The organism is Aliiroseovarius subalbicans, from assembly GCF_022678625.1.
GTDB lineage: Bacteria > Pseudomonadota > Alphaproteobacteria > Rhodobacterales > Rhodobacteraceae > Aliiroseovarius_A > Aliiroseovarius_A subalbicans.
In genome coordinates this window covers 62,281-81,727 of record NZ_JALBYQ010000002.1, presented here as the reverse complement: position 1 = coordinate 81,727, position 19,447 = coordinate 62,281, and the positions used below count along the sequence as shown (strand labels likewise).

Sequence of the window (19,447 nt, the reverse complement as noted above, 5' to 3'; positions counted from 1 at the left end):
GGGGGTCCAATAGGTTGAACGGGCAGTCGCGCGGGGTAACGTGCGCAAAGACGAAGTATTGGGTGAGGTGGAACATGTCGCATCTTCAGGGATGGACGCGCGCGATCGCGATCGCGATGGCTTTGACCGGCGTTGCCGGTGGCGCTGTGGCGCAGGACAGCACTAGCGTCGAGATCAAGCAATACGATGACGGTGGCATCTATGAGGGCACGTTCAAGGACGGGCTGCAGCACGGTCAGGGCACCTATCGCCTGCCGTCCGGCTATGAATACACTGGCACCTTTGTAGACGGTGAAATCCGCGGCCAGGGCTCGGCGCGCTTTCCTAACGGATCAATCTACGAAGGCAGCTTTGCAAAGGGCAAGCCCGAGGGCTTCGGCAAGATCACCTTTGCCGACGGCGGCACGTTCGAAGGCGACTGGGTGGACGGAAAGATCAACGGCGCGGGTCTGGCGATCTATGCCAACGGCGTGAAATACGAAGGCGGCTTTCGCAACGCGCTGCACCACGGCCAGGGACGGATGGAAAGCCCCTCGGGCTATGTCTATGAAGGCGATTGGGTTGCTGGTGTGAAAGAGGGCAAAGGCCGCTCTACCTATGCTGACGGATCGGTCTATGACGGCGACATGCGCGCGGATGCACGCGAAGGACAGGGCGTTCTGACCAACCCTGACGGCATGCGCTTCGAAGGTGGCTGGCTTGCAGGCCAGATGCATGGCGACGGCGTGTTGAAGCAATCCAATGGAGATACCTATACCGGCCCCTTCGTGAACGGCGAACGTGCGGGCGCGGGGCAGGTGACCTATGCCAATGGCGACAGCTATGACGGCGGGTTCGAAGGCGACAAGCGCCACGGCCAGGGCACCTTTACCGGGTCCGATGGCTATACCTATGTTGGCGGCTGGGTCGCGGGGCAGATCGAGGGCACCGGGATGGTGACCTATCCCGATGGATCGATCTACGAAGGTCAGTTCCGCGCAGGCCTGGCAGATGGCAGTGGCAAGATCACTTATCCTGACGGCAACACCTATGAAGGCGCCTGGTCCAAGGGTGTGATCGAAGGGCAAGGGGTGGCGACGTATGCCAATGGCCCGACCTATGACGGCATGTTCAAGAACGCGCTGTATGACGGACAGGGTAGCCTGACTTACGCCGACGGGTATTCCTATGTCGGCAGCTGGAAAGCGGGCAAGCGCGATGGTCAGGGTAAATCCACCTTTGCCGACGGTACTGTTTACGAGGGCGGCTTCGTGGCTGGCAACAGGGCAGGGCAGGGCACGCTGACCATGCCTGACGGCTTTATCTATAACGGCGACTGGCAGGCGGGTAAGATGTCCGGAAATGGCACCGCGATCTATGCGAACGGTGACGTCTACGAGGGGTTGTTCCAAGACGGCAAACGCCACGGACAGGGCACGGTGCGTTATGCCGACGGCAATGCGGTCACCGGCGAATGGAACGCGGGAATTCTGGACGAAGACGGCAACTGACCTTTTCGACCGGCTGAATGAAAAGTGAGAGTGCCCTTTAGTCAGGACAGGTGTGGTCGCTTTTTAAGCCATAGCGCGACCGGCGCTTGAAAGACTGCCCACAACCCTGACCAAGCTTTTCCTGTTCGACCTTCAGATTCTGTTCGACACCGATTTCCAGGGCCTGTTGGAGGAGGTTGGAAATTCCCAAACCGTCAGCAGCAAACACGTCGGAGTCGAGCCGCCGAATCTTGCCTCTCTGCTGGTAGATCTTGATTGGAGAGCAGACGGGGCGGGTGGCCGAAAACAGGCCGCCCCAGCAAGGCGGCCTGTGGTTCGGTCCAGCGGTTGGGTCACCGCATTTTGTTGATCTTCAGCATCTTCATGATGGCGCGCTCATAGAACGGTTCGCTCACACCCTTGCGGATTTTGCGCATGAAGTACCATTCAAAGCCCAGTTTGGCCCAGTGCACCCACCGTCCCTGTGCCGTCCAGTTCACGTTGCGCGGCGGGTTTTGCGGCATGGCCAGGAAGGCCGCGCCCCGGTCGCCAAAATCTGCCAGGCAGAAGGCGTTCCAGCTGGGCAGGTTGTTCGGCTCTTCGCCCCGCATGACGCGCGGCATGTTGTGTGCCGTGGCAGTGACCATGCTTTCGATCATGAACCCGGTTTTCGGCACGCCGGTCGGCACCGGCGTCATCACCGGCGGGGCGATCGCAATCGCCACCCCGATGGCAAAGATGTTCTGGTACTTCGGGTTGCGCTGGTATTCGTCCACCACGATGAAGCCACGCGGGTTCACCAGACCTTCGATGCCCATCACTGCGGGAATGCCCCGGAAGGCAGGCAGCATCATGGCATAGTTGAACGGAATTTCGTGCGTCGTTTTCACGCTACCGTCTTCGTTCATCTCGGTGCAATGCAGCATCTCGGGCTCGAATTTGTCGACCTTTGCGTTGGTGACCCATTTGATGTCCCGATCCCGCAGGATGCTTTCCAGCATACCCTTGGTGTCGCCGACCCCGCCCAGACCCAGATGGCCGATATAGGGCTCCGAGGTGACGAAGGTCATCGGCACCTTGTCGCGGATCTTGCGTCGGCGCAGGTCGGTTTCGATGGTCAGCAGGTATTCGTACGCCGGGCCAAAGCAGCTTGCCCCCTGCACCGCACCGATTACGATCGGACCGGGATTGGCACAAAACGCGTCCCACTTTGCACCGCTTTCGGCGGCATGTTCGACATGGCAAACCGAATGCGTGTTGGCGTCGGGGCCAAAGCCCTCGATCTCGTCAAACGCCAGGTCCGGACCAGTGGCAATGACAAGATAGTCATATTCGACGACCTTGCCGCTCTCGAGCTCGATCTTGTTTTCTTCGGGAACCAACTTGGTCGCCCCGTCGCAGATGAAGTCGATCCCGCGACGTTTCATCACCGGCGCAAGGTCGATGGTGATATCGTCCTGCTTGCGCCAGTTGACCCCGGCCCAAGGGTTCGATGGCGTAAACTGGAAATAGGGTTTGTTCGAAATGACCGTGATCTTGTCTGACTTTGTCAGGGTCTCTTTCAACTCATAGGCCTGAATGGACCCGCCCAGTCCCGCGCCTAAAACGACAACATGTGCCATGGTGTTCTCCTAATACGCGGGCCATTGCCCGCCGCTTCCCCGCTCGACCCGCAAGAAAATTACCCCCACGGGGTCGAATTTGAACGATTGTATATCGCCGTATGCGAAATAGCCCTGCGGCATATCGCGTTCGCCGAATGCGTTCCGTCGAATTCTCGCCAGATGGTCTCACACCAGGCCGATTTGCGCCGTGATTCAGGTCAAAAAGGGGGTTTTCCTTTACGAACGGGCGGCTATTATCGCCCGCATGGCACAGCAGACCCATATCGCACGACCCACGACCGCCCCGGCGGCCCGTCGTGCTGCGCTGCTGCTTCTTAGCCGCCTCTGAGCGTGCCGTCAGGCGCGACCGCTCAGAGGATGCACCCTGCGCCACAACCTCCACGGCTAAGAAACACGAAAGATCAGAGACATGACCAACGACAATGACCAGGTGTTGATTTTCGACACCACGCTGCGCGATGGCGAACAAAGCCCCGGCGCGACCATGACCCATGACGAGAAACTGGAAATCGCCGAGATGCTGGACGACATGGGTGTCGACATCATCGAAGCAGGCTTTCCGATCGCCTCGGAGGGCGATTTCGAAGCGGTGCGCGACATCGCGATGGCTTCGAAAAACGCGGTGATCTGCGGGCTGAGCCGCGCGAACTTCAAGGACATCGACCGCTGCTATGAGGCGGTGAAGCACGCGGCGCAACCGCGCATTCACACCTTCATCGGCACATCCCCCCTGCACCGCGCCATTCCGAACCTGAACAAGGACGAAATGGCCGACCTGATCGACAAGACGGTGACACATGCGCGCAACTTGACCGACAATGTGCAATGGTCGGCGATGGACGCAACCCGGACCGAGCACGACTACCTGTGCCGGGTGATCGAGATCGCGATCAAGGCGGGCGCCACCACGATCAACATCCCCGACACGGTCGGCTATACCGCCCCGCGCGAAAGTGCGGACCTGATCGCGATGCTGCTTGCGCGGGTGCCAGGTGCGGACGAAATCACATTCGCCACCCATTGCCACAACGATCTGGGCATGGCGACGGCGAACAGCCTGGCGGCGGTCGAGGCCGGCGCGCGTCAGATTGAATGCACCATCAACGGGTTGGGCGAACGCGCCGGCAACACGGCGCTGGAAGAGGTCGTCATGGCCCTGAAAGTGCGCCACGACATCATGCCGTGGTCCAGCCGTGTGGATACGACCAAGATTATGAACATCTCGCGCCGCGTGGCGCAGGTGTCGGGTTTTGCGGTCCAGTTCAACAAGGCGATCGTCGGCAAGAACGCCTTTGCCCACGAAAGTGGCATTCACCAGGACGGCATGTTGAAGAATGCCGAAACGTTCGAAATCATGCGGCCCGAGGACGTGGGTCTGGCCGAAACCAACCTGGTCATGGGCAAGCATTCCGGCCGCGCCGCGCTGCGCTCCAAGCTGAAGGACCTGGGCTGGGATCTGGCGGACAACCAACTGAAGGACGTCTTTGTCCGGTTCAAGGAACTGGCGGATCGCAAGAAGGAAATCTTCGACGATGACCTGATTGCGCTGATGAAGGACGGCACCGATGCTGCCAACGACCGCATCCAGGTGAAGTTCCTGCGCGTGATCTGTGGCACCGAGGCGCCGCAATCCGCCGATCTGACGTTGGAGGTCGACGGAAAGGATTTCCAGAAAACCGCGACCGGCGACGGCCCTGTGGACGCGACATTCGCCGCGATCAAGGCGCTGTTCCCGCATGAGGCGCGGCTGCAACTTTATCAGGTGCACGCGGTGACCGAAGGCACCGACGCGCAGGCCACGGTCAGCGTGCGAATGGAGGAAAACGGCAAGATCGTTACCGGCCAATCGTCCGATACCGACACGGTCGTGGCGTCCGCCAAGGCCTATGTCAACGCGCTGAACAATCTGCTGGTGCGGCGCGAAAAAACCAAACCCGAAGGGGTCTGATCCATTGACCGGATCGCGGGCGGGTTTACACTCGCCCGCATGATCACCCTTTTTAAAAATCGGACGTTCGCGACGCTGTTCGCAGCTCAGGTCGTGGCCCTTTTGGGATCGGGCCTGATGACGGTCGCGCTGGGCTTGCTGGCGTTTTCGCTGGCGGGAGAGCGCGCCGGCATGGTGCTGGGCACAGCCTATGCGATCAAGATGCTCGCTTATGTCGGCCTGTCGCCGGTGATGGCAGCGATCACGGCCACCTTGCCGCGCAAGGCGGTGATGGTCGCCGCAGACCTAGCCCGCGCGACGGTTGCGATGGCGCTGCCTTTCATCACCGAAGTGTGGCAGGTCTACGTGCTGATTTTCCTGCTGCAGGCCGCATCGGCCACTTTCACACCGGTGTTTCAGGCCACCATTCCTGACATTCTGCCTAAGGAACGGGATTATACCCGCGCCCTGTCCTTGTCGCGGCTGGCCTATGACATCGAAAACCTGTTGTCTCCCGCCCTGGCGGCGCTGTTGCTGACGGTGATGAGCTTTCATGGCCTGTTCGCGGGCGCCGTGGTCGGTTTTCTGGTCTCAGCGATGCTGGTCTTGCGGGCGCGGATGCCGATTCCGCGCCCGGCCACAACGCGCCCGTTTCGCGACCGCCTGACACGCGGCAGCCGAATCTATCTGGCCACGCCGCGCCTGCGCGGCTTGCTGGCGCTGAACCTGGCGGCCGCGGCTGTCGGCGCCTTTGTGCTGGTCAACACGGTGGTGCTGGTCAAGGTCGGCTATGGCGCCGGGGACCGCGCGTTGGGCGTGGCAATGGCCGCGTTCGGAGCCGGGTCGATGCTGGCGGCCCTCATCCTGCCGCGCCTTTTGGACCGTATACCGGACCGGTCCGTGATGATGCCTGCTGGGGCCTTTCTCGTCGCCCTGTCGCTGGGGCTCGGCTTGTGGCTATCGCGTCTGGGCCTGCCGCCCTGGTCGGTGCTGCTTGCGCTCTGGGCCGCGATCGGGATGGGCTATTCCGCGGTTCTGACGCCCTCGGGGCGGCTTCTGAAACGCTCGGCCCATCCCGAGGACCGCCCGGCTTTGTTCGCGGCGCAATTTGCGCTGTCCCATGCTTGCTGGTTGCTGACCTATCCTCTTGCGGGCTGGGTTGGGGGAGTGTTCGGGTTGCCGGCGGCCCTGGCCATCCTGGGGGGGATCGCATTGGTGGGCGTGGCTGTGGCGCATTGGATCTGGCCCGCCGGGATGGCGGAAACACAGGCACATGAACATCCAGACCTGCCCGCGGATCATCCGCACCTGTGCGCACACGATGCGCCGCATTCCCACGAATTCGTCATTGATGACCTTCACGTGAAGTGGCCACCTGCTGGATAATTTTCCCTCGTCCCGGTCCCGCCCGTATTTCTCCGAATCCGACATTTCGGATCGAACATTGTAGTGTCCACGGGCTGAGACTATCAAGAATCGAACATTCGAGTCTGTTTTCAACAGCTTGGCCGCACCCCGTTTGGCGAAAAGGCGCCGGGCATTCACGGCTTCCCCCTTTTCCTGCCTCCGAGAGGCCCCTATAAACGGCCAACGCCCGGGCACGAGGGAGTCGCGGGCGGTTTTGGGTTTTGACACGGGAAATGCTGCGCATGGCTTGGCTTTCGAGTTTGTTTACGTCGGACATGGCGATCGACCTGGGGACCGCGAATACGCTGGTCTATGTGAAGGGGCGTGGGGTCATTTTGAATGAACCTTCCGTGGTCGCCTATCATGTGAAGGACGGCGTCAAGAAGGTGCTGGCGGTGGGTGAGGATGCCAAGCTGATGCTGGGCCGCACGCCGGGCAGCATCGAGGCGATCCGCCCGATGCGCGAAGGAGTCATTGCTGATTTCGACAGCGCGGAAGAGATGATCAAACACTTCATCCGCAAGGTCCACAAACGCACCACGTTCTCCAAGCCGAAGATCATCGTCTGCGTGCCCCACGGTGCCACCCCGGTGGAAAAACGTGCGATCCGCACCTCGGTTCTGACCGCCGGAGCGCGGCGGGCCGGGTTGATCGCGGAACCCATCGCGGCGGCGATCGGCGCGGGCATGCCGATCACCGACCCGACCGGCAACATGGTTGTCGACATAGGCGGTGGCACCACAGAAGTGGCGGTTCTGTCGCTGGGCGATATCGTCTACGCGCGCTCGGTCCGTGTCGGTGGTGACCGGATGGACGAAGCGATCATTTCCTACCTGCGACGTCAGCAAAACTTGTTGATCGGGGAAAGCACGGCCGAGCGGGTGAAAACCTCGATCGGCACCGCGCGCATGCCCGACGACGGTCGCGGGGCTGCGATGCAGATCCGGGGGCGTGACCTTCTGAACGGCGTGCCCAAGGAAACCGAGATCAACCAGGCGCAGGTTGCCGAGGCGCTGGCCGAACCGGTGCAGCAGATCTGCGAAGCGGTGATGACCGCGCTGGAAGCCACACCGCCCGACCTGGCCGCCGACATCGTCGACCGGGGCGTGATGCTGACCGGCGGCGGTGCGCTTCTGGGCGAACTGGACCTGGCCTTGCGCGAACAGACCGGGCTGGCCATATCGGTGGCAGATGAAAGCCTGAACTGCGTGGCCCTGGGCACCGGCAAAGCGCTGGAATACGAAAAGCAGCTGCGCCACGTCATCGACTACGACAGCTGAGGCCGGATGGCCGCATCGGGAGGCCCGTTTGGCAAAAGACCGAGGCAACAGCGAGGACTATGTCCGCCCGATCAGACGCATTCTGGTCGGGTCTCTCGTGTTGTTGCTGGTCGGCATCTTCCTGCTGTGGCGGATCGACAGCCCACGGGTTGAACGGTTTCGTGCAGCATTGGTCGACAAGGTCGTGCCGTCGTTCGACTGGGCGCTGGTGCCGGTGACCAAGGTCGCGGGCATGGTCGAGGATTTTCAGAGCTACGCCCGGATTTATGAACAAAACCAGGAGCTGCGCCGCGAATTGCAGCAGATGAAGGCCTGGAAAGAAGCCGCCCTTCAGCTTGAACAGGAAAACGCGAAACTGTTGGACCTGAACAACGTGCGGCTGGACGCGCGGCTGTCTTTCGTTACCGGCGTGGTGTTGGCCGACAGCGGCTCGCCATTCCGCCAATCCGTGCTGTTGAACATCGGTGCGCGGGACGGCGTGGTCGACGGCTGGGCGGCGATGGACGGCGTGGGCCTGGTGGGGCGCATTTCTGGCGTTGGGAAACAAACCAGCCGCGTGATCCTGGTCACCGACAGCAACAGCCGCATTCCGGTGACAATTCAGCCCTCGGGGCAGAATGCGCTTTTGGCCGGTGACAATTCCGCCGCCCCACCTGTCGAGTTTCTGGAAACGCCCGACCTGGTTCGGCCGGGCGACCGGGTGATCACCTCAGGCGACGGCGGGGTGTTTCCTGCGGGGCTTCTGGTCGGTCACGTTGCGCAAGGATCGGACCGCCGTCTGCGGGTGCGCCTGGCGGCCGATTATGAACGGTTGGAATTCCTGCGCGTGCTCCGTTCGCATGGCAGCGAGGCGATCCGGGAACCGGGCGCGATGGTGGTTACAAATCCCCTGCCACCGGTGGCTGGGGTGCCTGTGGAGGTGGTGGAATGATCGACCATCCGACCATGCGCACTTGGCTATATCGCCTGTTGTTCCTGGGCATGGCGGGTTTTGTCATCTTCGTACGCATTTTGCCGATGTCGATCGGCGAGGGGCGCTTTCCCGGTCCCGACTTGCTACTGTGCCTGACCTTCGCCTGGGTCATGCGACGCCCGGACTATGTGCCGGCGCTGTTGGTCGCCGCGCTGTTTTTGCTGACCGACATGCTGTTTCAGCGCCCGCCCGGCCTGTGGCCCGCGGTGGTTCTCATTGGGGTCGAATTCCTGCGCGCGCGCGATCACCTGTCGCGCGACCTGCCATTTCTGGTGGAATGGGCGATGGTCACGGCGGTGATGGCGATGATGCTTTTGGCGGATCGGTTGATCCTGTCGATCTTCTTTATCGATCAGGTCAGCTTCGGCCTGTCGGTTCTGCGCCTGATCATGACCGTGCTGACCTACCCGGCGGTTGTGTTTCTGTCTACCGCGGCCCTGGGGGTGCGTAAGATCACTGCAGCCGAGGCTGAAATCCTGCGGCAACGCGCATGAGACGGTCTCCCGCAGATACTGAGCGCAGCGCACGCAGTATTTCGCGCCGTGGTCTGTTTTTGGGCGGCGTGCAGATGACCTTTGCCGGGCTCTTAATCGGGCGCATGCGGTTTATGCAGGTGGATCAAGCCGACGAATACCGCATGCTTGCCGATGAAAACCGCATCAATATCCGCCTGATCCCGCCCGCCCGTGGCCTGGTCTATGACCGCAAGGGCGTGCTTCTGGCGGGCAATGAACAGAATTACCGCATCGTCATGGTGCGCGAGGATGCGGGCGACCCGGAGGAGATCATCGCCCGCCTGGCCCATCTTGTTGCGCTGGACCCCGAAGAAACCGCCGACGCGGTGAAGGAAATGAAGCGGCGCAGCCCCTTCGTTCCGGTGACCGTCGCGGATCGAATTACCTGGGAGGACTTCGCCGAGGTCGCCGTGAACGCGCCCGCGCTTCCGGGTGTGACGCCTGAGGTCGGGCTGAGCCGGATCTATCCGCTTGATAGCGATCTGGCCCATATTCTGGGCTATGTCGGCCCGGTGTCGGACTATGACCTCAGCCGATTGGACGACCAGGACCCGTTGTTGCAGATCCCGCGTTTCCAGATCGGCAAATCCGGGGTCGAAGCGAAGCTGGAGCGCAGCCTTCGTGGCTCGGCGGGCACTCGTCAGATCGAGGTCAACGCGGTCGGCCGCGTGATGCGCGAACTTGGGCGACAGGAAGGGGACGCGGGGCAGAATGTTCAGCTGACCATCAACCATTCTTTGCAGAATTACGTGCAGCAACGGTTGGCAGGCGAAAGCGCGGCGGCGGTGGTGATGGACACAGTGACGGGCGACATCCTGGCCATTGGATCAGCGCCCACCTTCGACCCGAACAAGTTCGTGCACGGCATTTCCTTGGCCGATTACAAAGCGTTGAACGAAGACCCTTATCGCCCGCTGTACAACAAAAGCGCTGCGGGTCTTTACCCGCCCGGTTCGACCTTCAAGATGGTGACCGCGCTGGCGGCGTTGGAAGACGACCTGATCGACCTTGATGAGACCGTGACATGCAACGGGTATACCGAGCTGCACAACCGCCGCTTCCATTGCTGGAAACGCGGCGGTCACGGCAAGGTCAATCTGGTGAAAAGCCTGCGCGAAAGCTGCGATGTCTATTACTATGACCTGGCGCAGCGGGCAGGGATCGAACGGATTTCCGCGATGGGGCGCAAGCTGGGTCTGGGCGAAAAGCATGACCTGCCGCTGTCGGGCATTGCGCGCGGACTGATGCCGACAAAATCCTGGAAGCTGGAAAGCGGCAAGGGCGAATGGGTCGTGGGCGACAGCCTGAACGCGTCGATCGGGCAGGGTTTCGTGCTGGCCTCACCTCTGCAACTGGCGGTAATGACGGCGCGCATTGCGTCGGGCACGGCGATCGAGCCGCGCCTGGTGCGCGCCATCGACGGGGTCGAAACACCGATCAAGGGCAACGTGCCGCTGGAGGGCATCGATCCTGAAAACCTGGCCGCCGTGCGGCGCGGTATGTATGAGGTCGTGAACGGTCAACGCGGCACCGCGGGCCGGTCAAAGGTCGTGGCCGAAGGGCTGCGCATGGCCGGCAAAACCGGCACAAGCCAGGTGCGCAACATCACCAAGGCCGAGCGCGCGCGCGGCGTGACCTCGAACGCCGATTTGCCGTGGGAGCGGCGCGACCACGCCCTGTTCGTCTGCTATGCCCCGCACGACAACCCGCGCATCGCGGTCAGCGTCGTGGTGGAGCACGGCGGCGGCGGGTCGACCGCAGCGGCCCCCATCGGCCGCGATATCCTGCTGCAGGCGCATTACGATGGTTTGCCGCCCTTGTCGGCCTATCCCTCCAGCCAGCGCGGCACGATCCGCAGCCAGCAAAACAACCTTGACCTGCGCGCACCGGTCGAGCCCAGCGAGGGGCGCGATCGGGTATGAGCTATCTTGAATACAACGTGAAATTCGTGCCCACCGGCCTGCGCAAAGTGCTCTATATCAACTGGGTGCTCGTCATCTTGCTGACCAGTGTCGCGGGGCTTGGATTTCTCATGCTCTATTCCGTCGCGGGCGGGTCAATGGACCCCTGGGCGGGCGCGCAGATGAAGCGTTTCGCCCTGGGCATGAGCCTGATGTTCATCATCGCGATGGTGCCGATCTGGTTCTGGCGCAACATGGCCGTGCTGGCGTTTGGCGCGTCGCTCATCCTGCTGCTTCTGGTCGACCTTGTCGGCGTCACGGGCATGGGTGCGCAGCGTTGGATCGACCTGGGTTTTATGCGCTTGCAACCCTCTGAGCTGACCAAGATCACCCTCGTGATGGTGCTTGCGGCCTATTACGACTGGCTGGACGTGTCGAAAGTGTCGCGCCCACTTTGGGTCCTCCTACCGCTTGCGATGATCCTTGTGCCAACCGCGATGGTGCTGCGCCAACCGGACCTTGGCACCTCGATCCTTCTGGTTGCTGGCGGCGGGGCGATGATGTTCCTGGCGGGCGTAAACCTGTTTTATTTCATCGCGGTGATCGCGGCAGGGGTCGGGTTGGTCACGGCCGTTCTGGTCTCGAAAGGGACCGAGTGGCAGATTCTGAAGGATTACCAATACCGCCGGATCGACACTTTCCTGGACCCGGCCAGCGACCCTTTGGGCGCAGGCTATCACATCACCCAGTCCAAGATCACGCTTGGGTCAGGCGGGTGGACCGGTAAAGGCTTCATGCAGGGCACGCAATCACGGCTGAGTTTTCTGCCAGAAAAACACACCGATTTCATCTTCACCACTCTGGCGGAAGAATTCGGTTTTCTAGGCGCCGCATCGCTGTTGGCGATGTATCTTCTTATCATCATCTTCTGCGTGGTCACCGCGTTGCAAAACCGCGATCGGTTCAGCTCGCTTCTGACCCTGGGCATCGCCACGACCTTCTTTCTGTTCTTCGCCGTGAACATGTCGATGGTCATGGGGCTGGCTCCGGTGGTGGGGGTGCCTTTACCAATGGTCAGCTATGGCGGTTCCGCGATGCTGGTGTTGCTGGTCGGCTTCGGGCTGGTGCAATCGGCGCATGTTCATAAGGCAAGACAGAAATGATCAAAGTGCAATTTTCCGCCCGCGACGGGTTGTGGCCAACCTACGAGGAAGCCCTGGGAGAGGCGTGCGCCGATCTGGGGTTGAAAATCGACCTCTCGCGCGACCATGCGCCCGAAACAGTCGACTATATCGTTTTCGCCCCCAACGGCCCGGTGACAGAGTTTCCACGTTACACACGCTGCAAGGCGGTGTTGGGGCTGTGGGCCGGGGTGGAAAGCATCGTCGGCGATGCAACCCTGACCCAACCCTTCGCGCGCATGGTCGACGACGGCCTTACCGAGGGCATGGTGGAATGGGTCACCGGTCATGTGTTGCGCCACCACCTTGGCCTGGATCAGGACATCTGTCGGAGCGATGCCGAATGGGACATTCACATCCCTCCGCTGGCACGGGACCGGCGGGTCGGCATTCTGGGGCTGGGCGCGCTGGGCGCGGCCTGCGGCGCGGCGCTGGCGCAGCTGAATTTTGATGTCGCAGGGTGGAGCCGGTCGCCGAAGGACCTGCCGGGCATCGCCTGTCATCACGGTGACGCAGGGCTGGCGGACGTGCTGGCGCACAGCGAAATCTTGGTGCTGCTGCTGCCTAGAACCCCGGCCACGGAGAACGTGCTGAATGCCCGGACGCTGGCACAGATGCCCAAGGGCGCGGTCATCATCAACCCCGGTCGGGGGCCGTTGATTGACGATGAAGCCCTACTCGCCGCCTTAGAGACGGGACAGGTTTCACACGCGACGCTGGACGTGTTCCGGGTGGAGCCTTTGCCGGAGGGTCACGCGTTCTGGGCCCATCCCAACGTGACCGTCACACCGCATATAGCCTCGGAAACCCGGCCCGTATCCGCTGCTCGTGTGATTGCCGAAAACATCCGGCGAGGCGAGGTGGGTGAGCCGTTTTTGCATCTGGTGGACCGCACAGCCGGATACTGAGACGCCTCAGAACTCCATCCAGATCGTCACCGGTCCGTCATTGGTCAGCGACACCGCCATGTCCGCGCCAAACAGGCCTTGCGCCACGGTGATCGCGTGCCCGCGCAGTTGATCGGAAAAATATTCATACAGACGTTCACCGTCCGCCGGGGGCGCGGCACTGGAGAAGCCGGGCCGATTGCCGCGTGATGTGTCCGCCGCCAGGGTGAATTGGCTAACGACCAGCGCCGCGCCCCCGATATCAAGCAGCGAGCGGTTCATTTTGCCCGCGTCATCCTTGAAGATACGTAGTTTCGAGATCTTCGCGGCCAGCATGTCGGCGTTTGCGTCGTCATCGCCCTGCATCGCGCAGACCAGGATCAAAAGGCCCGCGCCAATCTCTCCGATCACGTCGCCATCCACCCGAACGGCGGCCTCACTGACCCGTTGTACCAAAGCTCTCATGCCAAATCCTCCTGCCAAGGCGCGTTGGTGCCCGTGCGGGAATTCCTGGTGACGGCCGTTTGCGCCCCAAGCTCCAATGACAGGCTCAGGATGTCCGGAACTCGCGTGCCAACCGCCGCGCCGCCCGGCGCGGTTTTGCTCGGCAGCATGTCGATCAAGGCTTCGCTGCAACAAAGGATCATGGGCACCTCCTGTCTGTGGCTTCAGCCATACAAGGCAGGGCATCGCGCGTCCATTCCCTGCGACAAATCTTCGCCAGGTCTTGGGCGGCGCGCGGTCCATTCCTATATTTGGAGCAAGGGAAAGGAGGACCAACATGGTTGAAAAAACGAACACCACGAACTTCTGGCCATCGCTGCAAGAACCCTTCCGAACGATGGGGTCTCGGCTGGCCGAGTTCCTGACGCCCGCGTCCGAAGCATCGCTGGCGGATGATGCGTACCGCATTGCGATCGAATTGCCCGGCGTATCCGACGAGGATATCGCGTTGAGCGTGCACGAAGGGGTCGTGCAGGTGAAAGGCGAAAAGAAAACCGAGCGGGAAGAGAAAGGCGACACTTGGTACTTCTCGGAACGCCAATACGGGTCGTTCAGCCGCAGCTTCCGCCTGCCGCCCGATGCAGATGAGGCGAAGGTTCAGGCGGACATGAAAGATGGCGTGTTGACCATCACCGTGCCGAAGTCTGAACCGAAAGCCGCCAAAGCGACGCAGGTCAAGATCAACAAAGCCTGACGGGACGGGTTGCTGGCGGTCTCTGCTCAGTCATGCCAGGTGACCCATTCCGAAAGGTCCGCCCGGTCGGTGCGAAACGCGTTGGCCGGGTGGTTTTTATCCGGATACCCAAAGGCGATGCCCGCCAGGATCACCCGATCATCCCCGATATCGAACCAGTCGCGCAGAAACGGCGCGAAGCTGGCAACCGCCGCCTGCGGGATCGTGCCCAACCCGCGTGCTTGCGCGGCCAGGGTAAAGGCGGTGATGAGCCCGCCGCAATCCAGATAGGCATAGGGGCCAAGTTCGGCCGGTGCGGTGATCAGCGCCATGTGTGGCGCACCGAAAAAGCGGAAGTTCTCCATCATCTGCGCCGTAGAGGCCGCCCGGTCACCCTTTTCCACGCCGACCGCCTCATAAAGCTGCCAACCGCAGTTGCGCCGCCGCGCTTGGTGTGCGCCGGAATAGGCGGCAGGGAAGGGCACGTCGGGGGCGTGGCTCGCGGTTTGCGCATGGGTAAACAGCGCATCGCGCAGCCTGTCGGTTTCGGCCTTGCCCGTCACCTCGACCTGCCAGGGTTGGGCGTTGCACCAGCTGGGCACGCGACCCGCAGCGGTCAGGATGTCCACGATTACGTCGCGCGGCACTTCGTCTGGAAGATAGGCGCGGCAGGAATGGCGGGCCGACAGAAGGGCGTCCAGCGCAGTCGAATTCATTGGTTTTGCGCCGCGATGAAGCCGATCACACCGGCCACGATCAGGCCCAGCACCACGGCGATGGCGATCTTCCAGGCCGACCAGGGTCGTTCGCCCTGAACCCGGCCCGTCTGGCCGTTCACGACAAAACGATAAGTCTTGCCGCGATACTTGTACGCCGCCAGCCAGACCGGCAGCAGGATGTGCTTGAAGGTTACGTCTTTGACCTTGGTGTTCACCGAATGCACCCGTTGCCGGTCACCGCCGATGTCAAATTTCACATCGCGCAGGATCACCCGGTCCATATGCTCGCGCGCCTCGGTGTAGCCATCGGGCAGCTCGACCGTATAGCCCTCGGCGCGGAATCCGGCCAGGTATTCGGGTCGGTAGGGTTCCAACGTGGACAGGTCCCAGGGTTGCAGATTGTCGGTGTAGGATTTCGGCAGGCTGCGTGACGCCAGCACAAGCACATCATCAAAAAACCGCGCCACCCGGCCCGAAGCGGGCCGCCAACGGACTCGTTGTTCACGCCGAGTTTGTTTCTTGCCGTTCACCGTGACGGTTTTCGTGACGTAATAGACCGTGCCATGTTCACCGGCATAGGACGATTTCGTGTCCGCGTCGAAGGTCCAATATGGCACATAAATGCCCGTCATCCGCCGCCCTTTGCGCGCGTATTGCTTGAGCCCGTTGGGGGCAAACCACAACCGGCCCAGCCACTTGGTCATTGCCGCACGGGCATCGGTTTCTTCGACCGCGAAGGGTAAAACGCCCTTGGGCTTGATGTGTCGATGCGTGCCGGTGTCAGTAACCACCGGCGTGGCGCAGAACGGGCATTCTGCGGCGTGGGTGTCGGCGTCAAATTCAACCTGGGCGGCGCAATTGGGGCATTGCAGCACGCGGGTCTCTTCGATCTCGGCCTCGGGCAATTGCGCGTCCAGTGCAGCGCGGAAATCCAGCTCGCGGATCACCGGGGTGCTGATGGCATGGCCTTCGATTTCGGACTGGAACCCGCAATGGTCGCACGTCAGCGTGCCCGCCTGCGGATCGAACCGCAAGTCGGCGCCGCATTGGGTGCAGGGGAAGCGGTGTTCCTCTCGGTCCGCCGCTTCCTTCAGGTCTTCGCGTGGGTGGGCCATTCGGCGATCAGGCCCCCGGCGGCGGCGGCGGCAGGATGGTAAAGAGCTGTGCCAGCTCGGCCACCTCATCGGCAGTTTTCCAACCGTCCTGACCGGCGGTCCAGACATGGGTCTCGCGCGTCAGCTCACCCGCCGCGGCCATGCGGCCCATCGCGGCCTTGGAGAACGGGCCGCGTGTCACGCCGCTTTCGGCGATGTGCCAGACGTGTTCGGCGGGCGGCGGGGGCGGCGGAGCGACCGCCGCGGGCTGTGCCGGGGCCGCGCCCCAGGGGCCGGATTGCTGCGCCATCGCCATACCCATTCCGGCGCCCATGCCCGCGCCCATCGAGGCGGCCATGGCCGAGCCTTCGGTGCCCATCGCTTCGGCCGCGTTGAACTTCATGTAATTGTCCAGGTTTCCGACGATCCCCATCGAGGTGCGCTTGTCCAGCGCCGCTTCGACAGCCGGGGGCAAGCTGATGTTTTCGATATAGAATTCGGGGATGGACAGCCCGTATTCCCCAACGACCGCGGAAATCTCACGCGCAACCAGCTTGCCCAGTTCGGCGGTGTTGGCCGCCATGTCCAGGACCGGAATGCCCGCGCCTGCAATGATGCGGCTGAACGCCTGCACGATCACGTTGCGGATCTGGAAGCTGATCTCGTCCATCGTAAATTCACCATCGGTGCCGACGATCTCGGTCAGGAACTTGCCCGGATCGGTCACGCGAACGCTGTAGGTGCCGAAGGCGCGAATGCGGGTCGGGCCGAATTCGGGGTCCCGCAGCATGATCGGGTTCTTCGTGCCCCATTTCAGGTCGTTGAACCGGGTCGTATCGACGTAGTAGATCTCGCTCTTGAACGGCGATTTGAAGCCGTGATCCCAGTGGTTCAGCGTCGTCAGGATCGGCATGTTGTTGGTTTCGAGCATGTAAAGCCCGGGGGTGAACACATCGGCCAGCTGGCCTTCGTGCACGAACACGGCGGCCTGGCCTTCGCGCACGGTCAGCTTGGCACCGTATTTGATCTCGTGATCCTCACGTTCAAACCGCCAGACCATCGTGTCACGCGTGTCGTCGGTCCAATGGATGACGTCGATGAATTCACCGGTCAGAAAATCAAGAATTCCCATGTCGTTCTCCCCTCTGGGTCATACGGAACCGCCGGTCAGTTCGGCGGCAATCTGGTTCACGATCGGCCGGGCTTCGGCCTCGGTCATGTTCGGGCGCAGGCGCGGGTCATACAGCATCTGCAAGAGCAGTTCGTCGTGGGTTGTCAGGAACCCGAACTCTTCATCATCATTGAAGATCGACGGGCGCGCGCGCGGGCTGTCGTTGGACAGGCCAAGGCCCTGCGCGATTTCTTCGTGCAGGCAGGATGTGCGCAAAAGGTCCGGGTGTTCGGCCCGGATCACCGCGACCGCGCGGTTGAAATGCCCGTCGCGCTGCGGCGTAGCGAAGACCAGGCAGTACGTCTCACGCGGCATGTTGGTGACCTGGTCTATGTCGGCAAAGCTGATCCCCGGCACCAGGCGGGCCAGGTCCGACCCCAGGTTGCGCCGTTCGTCTTCGTTCAGCACAAGCACGTGGAAATTCGCAGCACCTTGGCTGGCGACGGTCGTGATCGGATGTCCGGTTACCCGCGCCAAACGGCGGGTGTATTTCGCGACCTGGGTGGTGTCTTTCACCTTGATGTCATCTGAAACAGAGGCGCCAAACTGCATCGACACGCGCACCGGTGCGCGCCAGCGATGCAGACGACTTGCCGTCTGTTGCGCCACCAGGCGCCCGCCGCGCGAAGTGTATTCCTGATAGAACGCGATGCGTAGGAAGTTCCGGGACAGGTCGCGTGCTGAAAACGGGACGTCGACACCCCCGCCATCGGTGCGCAGCAACCCTTGGGTCAATAGCCCGCGTTGCAACCCGCTGTAATAGGTGGCCATCGCCTTGCTCTCTGCACTTTGCTCAAGGTGGGGAATGTCGGGCCGGGGCGCGGGACGAGTGCCAGGCGGGGCAGGGGCGGGCAGGTCGCACGCCGCCAGCAGGGTTGCCCCTGCCAGCACCGCGCTTGTGACTGCCCGCCGGTTCATCATCAGCCAGAGACCGCCTCGCCCACGTTGTGGCCCGATGCGGTGCCGCGCGATTTCGCAGCGGCCAGCGTGGCTTTCAACTCGGCTTCCATCTTCTGCAGTTCCTCTTCGGCGGCGGCGCGTTTGGCCTTGCCTTCGTCGGCAATCTGCAGGCTTTCCTCGATCGTGGCGATCAGGGTCGCATTGGCGGATTTCACCGCCTCGATGTCGAACACGCCGCGCTCCATTTCCTGGCGGACCATGCGGTTGGCCTCCTGCAGGTTTTCCGCGTTCGCGGTCAGAAGCTCGTTGGTCAGGTCAGTCGCGTCCTTCACGGCGGCGGCGGCCTCGGCCGAGCGCTGGATTGTCACCGCCTGCGCCAGCTGGGTTTCCCACAGCGGCACGGTGTTCACCAAGGTCGAGTTGATCTTGGTTACCAGCGACTTGTCGTTCTCCTGCACCAGACGGATCGACGGTAGCGATTGCATCGTCACCTGACGGGTCAGTTTCAGGTCATGCACCCGGCGTTCCAGGTCATCGCGCGCGGCACGCAGGTCGCGCAGCTCTTGCGCCTTGATAACGCCCTGCTCTTCCGGGGCGGCCTCGACCTCGGCCACTTTCGCCGGGATCACCTTGTCGTCCAGCTCGGCCAGCTTCGCCTCGCCTGCCGAGATATACAGCGCCAACTCGTCATAGAAATCGAGCGTTTTTTCATAGAGCTTGTCGAGCGACTTGATGTCCTTGAGCAGCACATGTTCGTGGTTCAGCAGGTTGTCGGTGATCTTGTCGATCTGACCCTGAACGCCCTCATAGCGTGCCATGAACTTGGCAGCGGGCGCGGCGCGGCCCAGAAGCTTTTCCCACCAGGACCGCTTGCGACGCATGTCCAGCTCGGACACGGAAAACCCGCGAATGGTGGTGACGATGTTGCGCAGACCGTCGCCCGCCGGACCGACATCCTTGTTGCGCACGCCTTGCAGCATGTCTTGCGAAATCACCTGCAATTCCGCCTGCGCGGCCGAGCCGAATTCGATGATCGATTGGGTGTTGCCCATGTCGATCTCATCCATGCGCTTCTGGATTTCCGCGCTGGTCGGCTTGTCAGCCTCGGCCAGCGGCACCAGGGCGGTGGAGGGTTCGGGCAGGATCACCGCGGTGACCTCTTCGATCAGTTTCAATTCTTCTTGCGCCTTTGCGCGGGTTTTTACGACAGACATAGGTCTC

Annotated in this window: 18 protein-coding genes; 10 read left to right on the top strand and 8 right to left on the bottom strand. The window is 62.0% G+C overall.

What is annotated here, in order from left to right; all coding sequences use genetic code 11:
* Nucleotides 1-74 precede the first annotated feature (74 nt).
* A complete protein-coding gene (locus MN188_RS08155) occupies nt 75-1,490 on the top strand; it encodes an MORN repeat-containing protein (protein ID WP_242107674.1) in 1,416 nt (471 codons plus the stop codon).
* 332 nt (nt 1,491-1,822) lie between these two features.
* On the opposite strand, the gene MN188_RS08150 is transcribed toward MN188_RS08155, so the two are convergent.
* On the bottom strand, nt 1,823-3,091 hold the full coding sequence (locus tag MN188_RS08150; protein ID WP_242107671.1) for an NAD(P)/FAD-dependent oxidoreductase: 1,269 nt from the start codon (nt 3,089-3,091) through the stop codon (nt 1,823-1,825).
* A gap of 412 nt (nt 3,092-3,503) precedes the next feature.
* Here MN188_RS08150 and MN188_RS08145 point away from each other — a divergent pair, with 412 nt between their 5' ends.
* From MN188_RS08145 to MN188_RS08110, 8 genes are all read left to right on the top strand, one after another.
* Complete coding sequence (locus MN188_RS08145) at nt 3,504-5,042, top strand: 2-isopropylmalate synthase (protein ID WP_242107669.1); 1,539 nt, start codon at nt 3,504-3,506, stop codon at nt 5,040-5,042.
* A 39-nt stretch (nt 5,043-5,081) separates the two neighbouring features.
* On the top strand, nt 5,082-6,407 hold the full coding sequence (locus MN188_RS08140) for an MFS transporter (protein ID WP_242107667.1): 1,326 nt from the start codon (nt 5,082-5,084) through the stop codon (nt 6,405-6,407).
* A 254-nt stretch (nt 6,408-6,661) separates the two neighbouring features.
* Nucleotides 6,662-7,708 carry a rod shape-determining protein gene (locus tag MN188_RS08135; RefSeq protein ID WP_420838970.1) on the top strand — a complete coding sequence of 349 codons (1,047 nt, stop codon included), beginning with the start codon at nt 6,662-6,664 and terminating at the stop codon, nt 7,706-7,708.
* A gap of 28 nt (nt 7,709-7,736) precedes the next feature.
* Nucleotides 7,737-8,639, top strand: coding sequence for a rod shape-determining protein MreC (gene mreC, locus MN188_RS08130; RefSeq protein WP_242107663.1), 903 nt, complete (start codon nt 7,737-7,739; stop codon nt 8,637-8,639).
* Nucleotides 8,636-9,175, top strand: a complete 540-nt coding sequence (locus MN188_RS08125) for a rod shape-determining protein MreD (protein WP_242107661.1) — start codon at nt 8,636-8,638, stop codon at nt 9,173-9,175. Before mreC ends, MN188_RS08125 begins: the two co-directional genes overlap by 4 nt.
* Entirely contained in the window at nt 9,172-11,118 is a 1,947-nt protein-coding gene (gene mrdA / locus MN188_RS08120; protein WP_242107659.1) for a penicillin-binding protein 2, read from the top strand. The genes MN188_RS08125 and mrdA overlap by 4 nt, the downstream gene beginning before the upstream one ends.
* Entirely contained in the window at nt 11,115-12,260 is a 1,146-nt protein-coding gene (gene rodA / locus MN188_RS08115) for a rod shape-determining protein RodA (RefSeq protein WP_242107657.1), read from the top strand. The genes mrdA and rodA overlap by 4 nt, the downstream gene beginning before the upstream one ends.
* Nucleotides 12,257-13,186 (top strand): 2-hydroxyacid dehydrogenase, encoded by a 930-nt coding sequence (locus MN188_RS08110; RefSeq protein ID WP_242107656.1) that lies wholly within the window; start codon nt 12,257-12,259, stop codon nt 13,184-13,186. Before rodA ends, MN188_RS08110 begins: the two co-directional genes overlap by 4 nt.
* A gap of 6 nt (nt 13,187-13,192) precedes the next feature.
* Here the strand turns inward: MN188_RS08110 and dtd are convergent, their stop codons facing one another.
* Both dtd and MN188_RS08100 read right to left on the bottom strand, forming a co-directional pair.
* Nucleotides 13,193-13,630, bottom strand: a complete 438-nt coding sequence (dtd, locus tag MN188_RS08105) for a D-aminoacyl-tRNA deacylase (RefSeq protein WP_242107654.1) — start codon at nt 13,628-13,630, stop codon at nt 13,193-13,195.
* Complete coding sequence (locus tag MN188_RS08100) at nt 13,627-13,812, bottom strand: hypothetical protein (RefSeq protein WP_242107652.1); 186 nt, start codon at nt 13,810-13,812, stop codon at nt 13,627-13,629. The genes dtd and MN188_RS08100 overlap by 4 nt, the downstream gene beginning before the upstream one ends.
* A 134-nt stretch (nt 13,813-13,946) precedes the next feature.
* Between MN188_RS08100 and MN188_RS08095 the strand changes: the two genes are divergently transcribed.
* Nucleotides 13,947-14,363 (top strand): Hsp20/alpha crystallin family protein, encoded by a 417-nt coding sequence (locus MN188_RS08095; protein ID WP_242107650.1) that lies wholly within the window; start codon nt 13,947-13,949, stop codon nt 14,361-14,363.
* A 26-nt stretch (nt 14,364-14,389) separates the two neighbouring features.
* Here the strand turns inward: MN188_RS08095 and MN188_RS08090 are convergent, their stop codons facing one another.
* The 5 genes from MN188_RS08090 to MN188_RS08070 are packed head-to-tail and all read right to left on the bottom strand — an operon-like array spanning nt 14,390 to nt 19,440.
* On the bottom strand, nt 14,390-15,058 hold the full coding sequence (locus MN188_RS08090; RefSeq protein ID WP_242107641.1) for a nitroreductase: 669 nt from the start codon (nt 15,056-15,058) through the stop codon (nt 14,390-14,392).
* Complete coding sequence (locus tag MN188_RS08085; protein ID WP_242107640.1) at nt 15,055-16,176, bottom strand: TFIIB-type zinc finger domain-containing protein; 1,122 nt, start codon at nt 16,174-16,176, stop codon at nt 15,055-15,057. The genes MN188_RS08090 and MN188_RS08085 overlap by 4 nt, the downstream gene beginning before the upstream one ends.
* Before the next feature lie 7 nt (nt 16,177-16,183).
* Nucleotides 16,184-17,287, bottom strand: coding sequence for an SPFH domain-containing protein (locus MN188_RS08080; RefSeq protein ID WP_242107638.1), 1,104 nt, complete (start codon nt 17,285-17,287; stop codon nt 16,184-16,186).
* A gap of 18 nt (nt 17,288-17,305) precedes the next feature.
* The gene (locus tag MN188_RS08075) at nt 17,306-18,247 is read right to left on the bottom strand and encodes a DUF2927 domain-containing protein (RefSeq protein WP_289053005.1); all 942 of its coding nucleotides are present in this window, start codon (nt 18,245-18,247) and stop codon (nt 17,306-17,308) included.
* On the bottom strand, nt 18,247-19,440 hold the full coding sequence (locus MN188_RS08070; protein ID WP_242107634.1) for a toxic anion resistance protein: 1,194 nt from the start codon (nt 19,438-19,440) through the stop codon (nt 18,247-18,249). Before MN188_RS08070 ends, MN188_RS08075 begins: the two co-directional genes overlap by 1 nt.
* Nucleotides 19,441-19,447 lie beyond the last annotated feature (7 nt).

Excerpts from the sequence above, each read along its gene's own strand:
- MN188_RS08155 (WP_242107674.1), top strand. The coding sequence starts at position 75 with ATGTCGCATCTTCAGGGATGGACGCGCGCGATCGCGATCGCGATGGCT.
- MN188_RS08150 (WP_242107671.1), bottom strand. The coding sequence starts at position 3,091 with ATGGCACATGTTGTCGTTTTAGGCGCGGGACTGGGCGGGTCCATTCAG.
- MN188_RS08145 (WP_242107669.1), top strand. The coding sequence starts at position 3,504 with ATGACCAACGACAATGACCAGGTGTTGATTTTCGACACCACGCTGCGC.
- MN188_RS08140 (WP_242107667.1), top strand. The coding sequence starts at position 5,082 with ATGATCACCCTTTTTAAAAATCGGACGTTCGCGACGCTGTTCGCAGCT.
- MN188_RS08135 (WP_420838970.1), top strand. The coding sequence starts at position 6,662 with ATGCTGCGCATGGCTTGGCTTTCGAGTTTGTTTACGTCGGACATGGCG.
- MN188_RS08125 (WP_242107661.1), top strand. The coding sequence starts at position 8,636 with ATGATCGACCATCCGACCATGCGCACTTGGCTATATCGCCTGTTGTTC.
- mrdA (WP_242107659.1), top strand. The coding sequence starts at position 9,172 with ATGAGACGGTCTCCCGCAGATACTGAGCGCAGCGCACGCAGTATTTCG.
- rodA (WP_242107657.1), top strand. The coding sequence starts at position 11,115 with ATGAGCTATCTTGAATACAACGTGAAATTCGTGCCCACCGGCCTGCGC.
- MN188_RS08110 (WP_242107656.1), top strand. The coding sequence starts at position 12,257 with ATGATCAAAGTGCAATTTTCCGCCCGCGACGGGTTGTGGCCAACCTAC.
- dtd (WP_242107654.1), bottom strand. The coding sequence starts at position 13,630 with ATGAGAGCTTTGGTACAACGGGTCAGTGAGGCCGCCGTTCGGGTGGAT.
- MN188_RS08100 (WP_242107652.1), bottom strand. The coding sequence starts at position 13,812 with ATGATCCTTTGTTGCAGCGAAGCCTTGATCGACATGCTGCCGAGCAAA.
- MN188_RS08095 (WP_242107650.1), top strand. The coding sequence starts at position 13,947 with ATGGTTGAAAAAACGAACACCACGAACTTCTGGCCATCGCTGCAAGAA.
- MN188_RS08090 (WP_242107641.1), bottom strand. The coding sequence starts at position 15,058 with ATGAATTCGACTGCGCTGGACGCCCTTCTGTCGGCCCGCCATTCCTGC.
- MN188_RS08085 (WP_242107640.1), bottom strand. The coding sequence starts at position 16,176 with ATGGCCCACCCACGCGAAGACCTGAAGGAAGCGGCGGACCGAGAGGAA.
- MN188_RS08080 (WP_242107638.1), bottom strand. The coding sequence starts at position 17,287 with ATGGGAATTCTTGATTTTCTGACCGGTGAATTCATCGACGTCATCCAT.
- MN188_RS08075 (WP_289053005.1), bottom strand. The coding sequence starts at position 18,247 with ATGATGAACCGGCGGGCAGTCACAAGCGCGGTGCTGGCAGGGGCAACC.
- MN188_RS08070 (WP_242107634.1), bottom strand. The coding sequence starts at position 19,440 with ATGTCTGTCGTAAAAACCCGCGCAAAGGCGCAAGAAGAATTGAAACTG.